The organism is Methylophaga sp. UBA4204, assembly GCF_002379485.1.
Classification (GTDB): domain Bacteria; phylum Pseudomonadota; class Gammaproteobacteria; order Nitrosococcales; family Methylophagaceae; genus Methylophaga.
Genome location: NZ_DFTU01000043.1, coordinates 35,338 through 35,543 on the forward strand (window position 1 = coordinate 35,338; position 206 = coordinate 35,543).

At 42.7% G+C, this 206-nt stretch carries 1 protein-coding gene; it reads right to left on the bottom strand.

Features of this window, described 5'->3' with window-relative positions; genetic code table 11:
* The coding region (locus tag B3182_RS06180) for an AMIN domain-containing protein (RefSeq protein WP_292751999.1) at positions 1–206 on the bottom strand (206 nt) is incomplete at both ends.

Sequence of the window (206 nt, forward strand, 5' to 3'; positions counted from 1 at the left end):
TCTACTTCAATTTCATAAGGTAATTTTCGAAGCAAATTAATAACCATCCGGGTACGTTCACCTGCTTCTACGGTAGCAATACTTCGGGTCTGACCATTATTTATCTGCTGGGTGGTTTCATTCAGTTTATTGCTTACACCATGGAAATCCAGAACGATCCGTGCGGGCTCATCGGTAGCAAAGCTTTCTGGTTTTTCAACCGCTTC